Origin of the sequence: Streptosporangium nondiastaticum (genome assembly GCF_003011965.1) — a bacterium.
In the GTDB taxonomy this organism is placed as follows: Bacteria; Actinomycetota; Actinomycetes; order Streptomycetales; family Streptomycetaceae; genus Streptomyces; species Streptomyces nondiastaticus.
Genome location: NZ_PXWG01000192.1, coordinates 1 through 10,175, shown reverse-complemented (window position 1 = coordinate 10,175; position 10,175 = coordinate 1). Strand labels below are relative to the sequence as shown.

Annotated in this window: 9 protein-coding genes; 2 read left to right on the top strand and 7 right to left on the bottom strand. The window is 73.0% G+C overall.

All coding sequences use genetic code 11. From position 1 onward, the window contains the following. Positions 1-461: 461 nt before the first annotated feature. Together B7P34_RS33425 and B7P34_RS33420 are read right to left on the bottom strand one after the other, a co-directional pair. Positions 462-935 carry a hypothetical protein gene (locus tag B7P34_RS33425; RefSeq protein WP_106681922.1) on the bottom strand — a complete coding sequence of 158 codons (474 nt, stop codon included), beginning with the start codon at positions 933-935 and terminating at the stop codon, positions 462-464. A gap of 44 nt (positions 936-979) precedes the next feature. Further along, positions 980-1,342 carry a hypothetical protein gene (locus B7P34_RS33420; RefSeq protein ID WP_223268494.1) on the bottom strand — a complete coding sequence of 121 codons (363 nt, stop codon included), beginning with the start codon at positions 1,340-1,342 and terminating at the stop codon, positions 980-982. Between the two features lie 188 nt (positions 1,343-1,530). Here B7P34_RS33420 and B7P34_RS33415 point away from each other — a divergent pair, with 188 nt between their 5' ends. Continuing rightward, entirely contained in the window at positions 1,531-3,771 is a 2,241-nt protein-coding gene (locus tag B7P34_RS33415) for a protein kinase domain-containing protein (protein WP_106681921.1), read from the top strand. A 267-nt stretch (positions 3,772-4,038) separates the two neighbouring features. Here the strand turns inward: B7P34_RS33415 and ilvD are convergent, their stop codons facing one another. The 4 genes from ilvD to B7P34_RS33395 form a co-directional block, all read right to left on the bottom strand. Continuing rightward, the gene (gene ilvD / locus B7P34_RS33410) at positions 4,039-5,892 is read right to left on the bottom strand and encodes a dihydroxy-acid dehydratase (RefSeq protein WP_106681920.1); all 1,854 of its coding nucleotides are present in this window, start codon (positions 5,890-5,892) and stop codon (positions 4,039-4,041) included. A gap of 232 nt (positions 5,893-6,124) precedes the next feature. After that, positions 6,125-6,766: a TetR family transcriptional regulator gene (locus B7P34_RS33405; RefSeq protein ID WP_106681919.1), complete on the bottom strand. Its 642-nt coding sequence runs from the start codon at positions 6,764-6,766 to the stop codon at positions 6,125-6,127. Next, positions 6,763-7,587, bottom strand: coding sequence for a sugar phosphate isomerase/epimerase family protein (locus B7P34_RS33400; protein ID WP_189383255.1), 825 nt, complete (start codon positions 7,585-7,587; stop codon positions 6,763-6,765). The genes B7P34_RS33405 and B7P34_RS33400 overlap by 4 nt, the downstream gene beginning before the upstream one ends. A 112-nt stretch (positions 7,588-7,699) precedes the next feature. After that, positions 7,700-8,641 (bottom strand): Ppx/GppA phosphatase family protein, encoded by a 942-nt coding sequence (locus B7P34_RS33395; RefSeq protein WP_106681917.1) that lies wholly within the window; start codon positions 8,639-8,641, stop codon positions 7,700-7,702. Between the two features lie 45 nt (positions 8,642-8,686). Between B7P34_RS33395 and B7P34_RS33390 the strand changes: the two genes are divergently transcribed. After that, positions 8,687-9,544, top strand: coding sequence for a hypothetical protein (locus B7P34_RS33390; protein WP_106681916.1), 858 nt, complete (start codon positions 8,687-8,689; stop codon positions 9,542-9,544). A 224-nt stretch (positions 9,545-9,768) separates the two neighbouring features. Here B7P34_RS33390 and B7P34_RS37840 read toward each other — a convergent pair. After that, the coding region (locus B7P34_RS37840) for a BACON domain-containing protein (protein WP_189383254.1) at positions 9,769-10,175 on the bottom strand (407 nt) is incomplete at its 5' end.

Sequence of the window (10,175 nt, the reverse complement as noted above, 5' to 3'; positions counted from 1 at the left end):
GACCGGAGACGGGGTATTTTATAGTCTGGCGTTGACTTTTGGCACGCTGTTGAGTTCTCAAGGAACGGACGCTTCCTTCGTACTCACCCTCTCGGGCTTTCCTCCGGGCGCTTCCCTTCGGTGTTTCCAACCTTACCAGATCCGTTTTCCGGTCCGTTTCCGGTCCGAATTCCGTTTCCGGCCCCCTGTTGGAGCGGGGTTTGTTTCGCACCTTCCGGCGTGATCACTACTTTAGCGGATTTCCCCGGTGACTCCTAATCGGAGCCTGGGGCCTTCCCGATCCGAATTCCGGCATGCCGAAATTCATCCCGTTCAGGGGCCGTGCAGTGGTGAGTGCCGCCGGTGCGGCTCGATCGCCGCCTCGTTGTCCTTGCGGACCCCGTGGCAACTCGGAGAACACTACACGAGGTTTCGGGGCCTCGTTGCCACCCCCTCGGCCGCCCCGGGGCGGGTGCCGGCGCCTACCGCTTGCGCCTGCCCTTGCCCTTCCGCTCGGTCCGCCGCTCGTACCGCGCGACGGCCTCCTTGTACTCCCGGCGGTGGAGCTCCTCGCCCGGTGCTTCCTTGAGCGTGCGGAGGGCGTAGGCGAGGAGGGCGCCGATGAAGCCGATCATCATCAGGCTCTGCATCGACCGCTCGGCGTGCGGGTCGGCCGCGGGATCGGGGCGGCGGCCGAAGCGCTCCCAGGTGCGGCGGAAGGCCAGGGCGCTGCACACCGCGAAGGCGACGACCACCATCGCGTTGACCAGGCCGCCGACCTTGGCGATGGCCAGTCCCTCGTAGCCGAAGCGCAGGACCAGGGCGCCCGCTGCTGCCGCGGCCAGCGCACCGATGCAGGTGCCGGCTCGCCGCAGGCCGTATCCACCGTCGTGATTCAGCCACGTGGTGCCGTAGAACCTGATGGGCTCCGGCTGGGGTCCCGACTCGTCGCTCATGTCTCGATTATGTCCACCGAGCAGTGCCGGCGACCGGGGCGCGGTCAGGAGCAGCGGATCGTCACGAAGCCGTCGCTGCCGGTCTTCACATAGGCGTCCGACACGTACTGGCCGGGGGCGATGCTGTCCCAGATGTCGGTGGTGCCGTAGGGGCCCGTGATCGTTTCGCCGCGGGTCTGGCAGCGGATGGCGACGCGGGAGTCCTCGGGGAGGACCCGGACGATCTGGCTGCCGGTGTTCGGGCCGCGGCGCACGTTGACCTGCTGGCCGGGGGCCACCGGGTAGTAGACGGTGGCGGCGGCCGCGCGGACCGAAAGGTTCGAGGGCTCGCCCGACGAGGACCCGTTCTCGTTCTCGTTCTCGTTCTCGTTCTCGTTCGTGTTCTCGTTGATCTCACTGGTGGCCATGCGGCCCTCCCCCGTTTGCGCGTTCACCATCGATCAATGATGCGTTGATCGATGCTGTGTAGATCAATGACATGCAATGTCATGTGCAGGCTAGCAAGGCGCGGCACGCCTCCCGGGATTGCCGGATGCCATCGATTAGGCTCCGGACGCCGCGCTTTTGGCGGCCGACAGACAACGGGGGTGGGGGAATGCCGCCGCTGCGCAGTGCCGGAACGGGGCCGGAAGCGGAGGATCCGGGTTATGCCGGTGAGTACCGGCTGGAGGGGCGCCTCGGCTCCGGTGGCATGGGCGTGGTGCATCTGGCGCGTTCCGCTTCGGGGCTGCGGCTCGCGGTCAAGGTGGTGCACGCCGAATATGCGGTGGATCCCGAGTTCAGGGCGCGTTTCCGGCAGGAGGTGGCGGCCGCCCGGCGAGTGAGCGGCGCATTCACCGCGCCGGTCGTGGACGCGGATCCCGATGGCGAGCGCCCGTGGATGGCGACCCTCTACATTCCCGGCCCCACGCTTTCCGAGCGGGTGAAACGGAACGGTCCTCTCGCGCCGGAGGAAGTGCGGCGCCTGGCGGCCGGGCTGGCGGAGGCGCTGCGGGACATCCACCGGGCCGGGGTCGTGCACCGGGACCTCAAGCCGAGCAACGTGCTGCTGGCCGAGGACGGCCCGAAGGTCATCGACTTCGGCATCTCTCGCCCCTACGACAGCGAGCTGCGGACCGAGACCGGGAAGCTGATCGGGACGCCGCCGTTCATGGCGCCCGAGCAGTTCCAGCGGCCGCGGGAGGTGGGGCCCGCGGCAGACGTGTTCGCGCTGGCGTCGCTGCTCGTGCACGCGGCGACCGGGCGGGGACCGTTCGAGTCCGAGAGCCCGTACATCGTGGCGTACCAGGTCGTGCACACCGATCCCGATCTCACGGGGGTGCCGGCCGATCTCGTACCGCTGATCCAGGACTGCCTGGCGAAGGACCCGGAGCAGCGGCCGACGCCGGACGCGATCATGGCCCGGCTGCCGCGCGAGCTGTGGCAGGGCGGGGCGCGCCGGGTCGAGGTCACCGTCCCGGACGATTCCGTTCCTACGCATGTGCGGGTCCCTCCGCCGCGCGAGGACGCCGGGGAAGCCCCCGGCCCAGCCTCAGCCCCGCATCCCGCATCCGCACCCGCACCCGCCTCCAGCCCGCATCGGCGGCAGCGTCGACGGCGGCGCACGCCGTGGCTCGTTTCCGCCGGTGTGGCGACGGCCGTCCTGGTGGCGGGCGGGACGTGGGCGCTGAGTCGCGGCGGTGACGCGGAGCAGCCTCTGCAGACGCGGCCGACGGGCGCTTCCGCGGGCTGGCGGCCGTGGGAGGTGCCGGTGCCCGAGGGTGCGACAGGGGCGTGTGCGTACGGAGGGGAGTCGCTCTACTGTTCCGCGCGCGGTCTGCAGGCGGCACGGATTCAAACCTCCGGCGGAAGCATCGTCTGGCGGAAGGCGGCGGCCTCGGCGTCCGCAGCTGCCTCACCCGCCGCCGGCGGCGGTGAGACCGGTCCCGTGCCCGCTCCCGTCGTCTCCGGCGGCCTCGTCCACGTCCTGTCGCCGGACGGCCGGACGCTGTCGGCGCTGGAGCCGTCGACGGGCGAGCCGCGCTGGACGCGGGACGTCTCCGCGTACCCGGGGCGGGTCTACCACGCGGGGGACACCGTGCTGCTGGTCGCCGGGGACGGGACGGTGACGGCGGTCGACGGCGGTACGAACAAGCAGCGCTGGCAGCACGGGCTCGGGCTGCCGGGGCACGCCAAGCCGGTGTTCTCCTCCTTCGGCTCCTACGGCGCGGGGGCCGGCGGGCCGGGGCAGCCGGTGTACGCCGTGGCCCCGGCCGGTCAGGGGCAGCACCGGACGCGGATCCTCGCGCTGGACCCGGAGCGCGGGACGACGCTGTGGGAGTGGACGGCCGACGGCGATCTGACGGCCGTGGGCACGGGGACGGGCGGTGCGCTGTTCCTGACGGCTCCCGACCGGGACAACCGGGTGTCGGCCGTCGTCCGCTACGACCCGGGGGCGCGGCGGGAGACGCGCGTTCCGCTCGGTGCGCCGCTCAACGTGGCGAGTTCGGTGGCGCGGGGCGATGCGGTGTACCTGCTGTCGACGGACGGCGGGCTCACCGCCGTGGGTGAGAAGCGTCAGTTGTGGCGGCTGGACACGTCCGTGGCGAACGCCTCCGCGCTGGTCGCCGCCGACGGCGACCGCGTGTACTTCTCGGCGGCGGACGGGCGGCTCCTGGCCGTCGACACCGCGAAGGGGGCACTCCTCGGCCAGACGGCGCCGCGGCCGGCCCGCGCCGGGCGCGGCTACGTCGACCTGCCGCCCGCGCCCGTCGCGGCGGACGGGAAGGTCTTCGGCACGGCGCCGGACGGGACGGTCTTCGCGGTCGGCGCCGACGATCCGGGGCGCTGGCGTTGACGCGACCGGCGCTCACCTGACGCCGGCAGGACATCGCTCGGCACCGCCGGTCCCCTCCCGTTTCGGCTGAGCGCCGTTGCGCGGATGCAAGGTGGCCACGGCGCACCTTGCAGCCGCTCCGGCGAGCAACCGGCCGTGTACGGGGCCCGCGCCTTCTCATCCGCCGCAACGGCGAGCAACCACCGGCAACGTCTCCGGCGATGCCGGGCCGGACCTCGGCTCCGTAGGCCCGCCGACCTGCCGACCCGCCGACCTGCCGACCCGCCGTCAGGCGCCCAGGCGGCTGACGTCCCGCACCGCGCCCCGGTCCGCGCTCGTGGCCATGGCCGCGTACGCGCGCAGCGCCGCCGACACCTTGCGCTCGCGGTTCTTCGGGGCGTACGTGCCGCCCAGGGCCGCGCGCCGCGCGTCGAGCTCGCTCTCCTCGACGAGGAGTTCGATGGAGCGGTTCGGGATGTCGATGCGGATGCGGTCGCCGTCCCGCACCAGCGCGATCGTGCCGCCGGAGGCGGCCTCCGGCGAGGCGTGGCCGATCGACAGGCCCGACGTGCCGCCGGAGAAGCGGCCGTCCGTCACCAGGGCGCAGGCCTTGCCGAGGCCGCGGCCCTTGAGGAAGGACGTCGGGTAGAGCATCTCCTGCATGCCGGGGCCGCCGCGCGGGCCCTCGTAGCGGATGACGACGACGTCGCCCTCCTTGATGCTCTTGGAGAGGATCTTGTCGACGGCCTCCTCCTGCGACTCGCAGACGACGGCCGGGCCCTCGAACGTCCAGATCGACTCGTCGACGCCGGCGGTCTTCACGACGCAGCCGTCGACGGCGAGGTTGCCCTTGAGGACGGCGAGGCCGCCGTCCTTGGAGTAGGCGTGGGCGGCGTCCCGGATGCAGCCGCCGGCCGCGTCGGTGTCCAGGGACTCCCAGCGCTCGGACTGGGAGAAGGCGGTGGCGGAGCGGACGCAGCCGGGGGCGGCGTGCCAGAGCTCGACGGCCTCGGGGGTCGGCGAGCCGCCGCGGACGTCCCAGGCCTCCAGCCACTCCTTGATGCCGGGCGAGTGGACGGTGTGCACGTCCTCGTTGAGGAGGCCCGCGCGGTAGAGCTCGCCGAGGATGGCGGGGATGCCGCCCGCGCGGTGGACGTCCTCCATGTAGTAGGTGCCGCCGGGGGCGACGTTGGGGGCGACCTTGGCCAGGCAGGGGACGCGGCGCGAGACGGCGTCGATGTCGCTCAGGTCGTAGTCGAGCCCGGCCTCCTGCGCGGCGGCGAGGAGGTGGAGGATCGTGTTGGTCGAGCCGCCCATGGCGATGTCGAGGGCCATGGCGTTGTCGAAGGCGGCGCGGGTGGCGATGTTGCGCGGCAGGACGGACTCGTCGCCGTCCTCGTAGTAGCGCTTGGTGATCTCGACGACCGTGCGGGCGGCGTTCTCGTAGAGGTCCTTGCGCGCGGTGTGCGTGGCGAGGACGGAGCCGTTGCCCGGCAGGGAGAGGCCGATGGCCTCGGTGAGGCAGTTCATCGAGTTGGCGGTGAACATGCCGGAGCAGGAGCCGCAGGTCGGGCAGGCGTTCTCCTCGATGCGCAGCACGTCCTCGTCGGAGACGTTCTCGTTGACGGCGTCGACGATGGCGTTGATGAGGTCGAGCTTGCGGACCGTGCCGTCGACGAGGGTGGCCTGGCCGGCCTCCATGGGGCCGCCGGAGACGAAGACGACGGGGATGTTGAGGCGCATGGCGGCCATCAGCATGCCCGGGGTGATCTTGTCGCAGTTGGAGATGCAGATCAGGGCGTCGGCGCAGTGGGCCTCGACCATGTACTCGACGGAGTCGGCGATCAGGTCGCGGGAGGGCAGCGAGTAGAGCATGCCGGCGTGGCCCATGGCGATGCCGTCGTCGACGGCGATGGTGTTGAACTCGCGGGGCACGGCGCCCGCCGCCTTGATCGCCTCGGAGACGATCCGGCCGACCGGGGCGAGGTGGGTGTGGCCCGGGACGAACTCGGTGAAGGAGTTGGCCACCGCGATGATCGGCTTGCCGATGTCCTCGCTCGCTACGCCCGAGGCCCGCATGAGGGCACGGGCGCCCGCCATGTTGCGGCCGTGGGTGACGGTGCGGGACCTCAGCTCGGGCATTGCTGCTCCACTCCTCGCAGTGCGTGGGCGCCGCCGTGTCGTGCCGGCGCCTCTCCTCCGCCGTAGCGGTGTCTTTCGAGCCTACGCCCGTGCTCCAGGGGGCGGACGGCTTCTCCGCCATGTGAGACGCGGGTCCGAGGGCCTTACGCGGGTCCAGGGGGTCTTAACGCGGGTCCGGGGGCCTTACACAGGTCCGAGGGTTCCTACGAGCGTCCGCGGCGGGCCGCGCCTCTCACGCGTACGCGTCCCCCGCCAGGTGCCGCTGCACCGCCGGCGCCACCATGGCCACCACCTGCTCCACGTCCGCCGACGCCAGCGGCTCGACCTTGATCACGTAGCGCAGCATGGCGACGCCGACGAGGTGGGCGGCCGCCAGCTCCGAGCGCAGCTCGGCGTCGGGGACGTCGAGCTCGCCCGCGACGCGGGTCATGAGCCGGCTGGTGACGAGGTCGCGGAAGACCGCGGCGGCGGTCTCGTTGGCGACGGCCGAGCGGACGATCGCGAGGAGCTGTTCGCGGGTGGCCGGGTTCTCCCAGACGCCGAGGATGAAGCGGGTGAGCCGCTCCCCCAGGGTGTCCGGTCCGCCGGCCTGGATGATCTCCGGCGCTTCGCGTGCGGGTGCGAAGTCCGTCTCGATCGCGGCCGCGAAGATCTGCTCCTTGGGGCCGTAGTAGTGGTGGACGAGCGCCGGGTCGACGCCCGCGCCCTTGGCGATGGCGCGGATGGACGCGCGGTCGTAGCCGCGGGCGGCGAACTCTGCGCGGGCGGCGGTGAGGATGCGCTCGCGGGCGCCGGGGCCGCTGTCCGCGTCCGTACGGGCGGGGCGGCCGCGTCTGCGGGGGGTTCCGGCGCCGCCGGGGGCTGCGGCGGTCACGGCCGGGGCACGCCGGTGGGCGAGGCCAGGTGGAGCCGGGTGAAGGCGAGCGCCTCGGCGAGGTCGGCCTCGCGCTCGGCCGTGGACATGGCGCGGCGGGTGTTGACCTCGATCACCACGTGCCCGTCGAAGCCGCGGGTCGCGAGGCGCTCCAGCACCTCGGCGCAGGGCTGCTTGCCGCGGCCGGGCACGAGGTGCTCGTCCTTGGCGGAGCCGTTGCCGTCGGCGAGGTGGATGTGGGCGAGCCGGTCGCCCATCCGGTCGATCATCGCGAGGGCGTCGGTGCGGGCGGTGGAGGTGTGCGAGAGGTCGACCGTGAAGTGGCGGTAGTCGTCCTTGGTGACGTCCCAGTCGGGCGCGTAGGCGAGCATCTCGCGGTCGCGGTAGCGCCACGGGTACATGTTCTCGACCGCAAAGCGGACGTCGGTCTCCTCGGCCATCCGCCAGATGCCGCGGACGAAGTCGCGGGCGTAGCCGCGCTGCCAGCGGAACGGCGGGTGGACGACGACCGTGCTCGCGCCGAGCTTCTCGGCGGCGGCCCGGGCGCGCTGGAGCTTGACCCAGGGGTCGGTGGACCAGACGCGCTGAGTGATCAGCAGGCAGGGGGCGTGCACGGCGAGGACGGGCACCTGGTGGTAGTCGGACAGGCGGCGGAGGGCCTCGATGTCCTGGCTGACCGGGTCGGTCCACACCATGACCTCGACGCCGTCGTAGCCCAGGCGGGCGGCGATCTCGAAGGCCGTCGCCGTCGACTCGGGGTAGACCGAGGCCGTGGACAGCGCGACCTTCGCATCCGGGATGCGCACCACTGGCTCTGTCACGAGGGACAGCGTACGACCGCCTCTCGTACGGCGGGCGGGTACCTCCGATGTGGCGGGTCCGCGCCCGGCCGCGCTTCCGGCGCCCCTGGTTCGGCCGCGCTTCCGGCCCGCTTCAGCTCCGCGGCGCCACCGGCAGGTGGTCCAGCCTGCGCAGGATGACGCCCTCGCGCAGCGCCCACGGGCAGATCTCCAGCTCGTCCACGCCGAACAGGTCCATCGCGCCCTCGGCCACCAGGGCGCCGGCGAGCAGCTGGTGCGCCCGGCCCTCCGACACGCCGGGCAGCTGGGCGCGCCGGTCGGAGGTCATCGTGGCGAGCCGCGGCACCCAGTCCTCCAGGGCGCGGCGGGTCAGCGCCCGCTGCACGTACAGGCCCTCGGTGGAGCGGGCGGCGCCCGCGATGCGGGCGAGCTGCTTGAAGGTCTTGGAGGTGGCGACGACGTGGTCCGGTCCACCGTGGCGCGCGAAGTCGCCGACGATGCGGGCGATCTGGGCGCGGACGTGGCGGCGCAGGGCGCGGACGTCCGTGGGGTCGGGCGGGTCGCCGGGCAGCCATGCGGAGGTGAGGCGGCCGGCGCCGAGCGGGAGGGAAGCGGCGGCGTCCGGGTCCTCGTCCATGCCGAAGGCGATCTCCAGGGAGCCGCCGCCGATGTCGAGCACCAGCAGCTTTCCGGCCGACCAGCCGAACCAGCGGCGGGCGGCGAGGAAGGTCAGGCGGGCCTCCTCCTCGCCGGTCAGGACGGGCAGCGTGAGGCCCGTCTCCTTCTGGACCCGGGCCAGGACGGTGTCCGCGTTGGCGGCCTCGCGGACGGCGGACGTCGCGAACGGCAGGACGTCCTCGCAGCCCTTGTCCTCGGCCGCCTGCAGGGCGTCCTGGAGGACGGCGACCAGGCGGTCTATCCCCGCGTCGCTGATCGCACCGTCCTCGTCGAGGAGCTGGGCGAGGCGCAGCTCGGCCTTGTGGGAGTGGGCGGGCAGGGGGCGCGCGCCCGGGTGTGCGTCCACCACGAGCAGATGGACCGTATTCGAACCCACATCGAGGACACCGAGTCTCATGGCCTGAACGCTACTGCGGCTGTCCGGGGCGCATAGGCTGGAGGGGTGGCAAAGACGAAGAAGGCCAAGCAGGGCAAGCAGGGCGCACAAGGCAAGCCGGGCAAAAAGCGCGATCAGCAGATCGCGCCCGTTTCCCCCTCCGACTCCGACGAGGTGGGGCTCGACTTCGCGCGCGCCTGGGTCGAGTTCCCCGACCCGGCGGACGACGAACAGGTCTTCCGCTGCGACCTGACCTGGCTGACCTCCCGGTGGACGTGCATCTTCGGCAGCGGCTGCCAGGGCATCCAGGCCGGGCGCGCCGACGACGGCTGCTGCACCCTGGGCGCGCACTTCTCCGACGAGGACGACGAGAAGCGCGTCGCCGGGCACGTGGCGCGGCTCACGCCCGAGATCTGGCAGTTCCACGACGTGGGCACGGACTCCGGCTGGACGCAGCTCGACGAGGACGGCGACCGGCAGACGCGCCGCTGGAAGGGCTCCTGCATCTTCCAGAACCGGCCCGGCTTCGCGGGCGGCGCGGGCTGCTCCCTGCACATCCTGGCCCTCAAGGAGGGCCGCGAGCCGCTGGAGACCAAGCCGGACGTCTGCTGGCAGCTGCCGGTGCGGCGCACGTACGACTGGATCGACCGGCCGGACGACTCGCGCGTGCTGCAGATCTCCATCGGCGAGTACGACCGCCGGGGCTGGGGCCCGGGCGGCCATGACCTGCACTGGTGGTGCACGTCGGCCACGTCCGCGCACGGGGCCGGCGAGCCGGTCTACGTCACTTACCGGCCCGAGCTCACGGAGATGATGGGCAAGGAGGGCTACGAGCGGCTGGCCGAGCTCTGCGAGGAGCGGCTGGCCGCGCTGCTGCCGATGGCTCCGCACCCGGCGGATCCTGCGCCCGGGGCGCGCTCGTAGGAGCGGGCGCCCCCGCACCCTCGAACCCGCCGCCGCGGCGACCGGCCACAACGGCGGTGACCGGCGGTGCCGTACGCACCTCAGGCCGGCCGGGCGCCGCCGGGCCGCGCCACCGTGGTTGCGCGCCGTCGCGGCGGGAGGGTTGGCCCGGCCGGAAACGGACCGGCGCCGCCGGATTCAGCCCCCTGAAGGCGAAGGCGCCGTAGCGGGCAGGTACCACCGGCTCAGCCCGCCGCCGAAGGCGAAGGCGTCGTAGGCGACGGTGGAGCCGTCGGGGACTGGGTGGCGGCCGGGGTGGAGACGACCGGGCGGCCGCGGCCCTCGATCGTCACCGTCGTACCGCCCGGGGCGATGGTCACCCGGGCCCGCCACGGCCCCGCCGGCTCGCGTTCCGCGTCGACCTCGACGACGACCGTCGTGGTCTGCCCGGGCTGCAGCACCCCGCCCGGCTTGCTCAGCCGCAGCCAGGGCGCGTCGGCCGTCATGGACCACACCACCGCCCGGCCGCCGCTCGCCGTGAGCGTGACGATCGTGGCGGTGCCGCTGGGCTGGGCGCTGACTGTCAGCCGGCCGGGGCCGGGCGCGGGTTCGCCCGGGACGGCCGGGCCGCCGGGGGCGGGCAGCCCGGCGG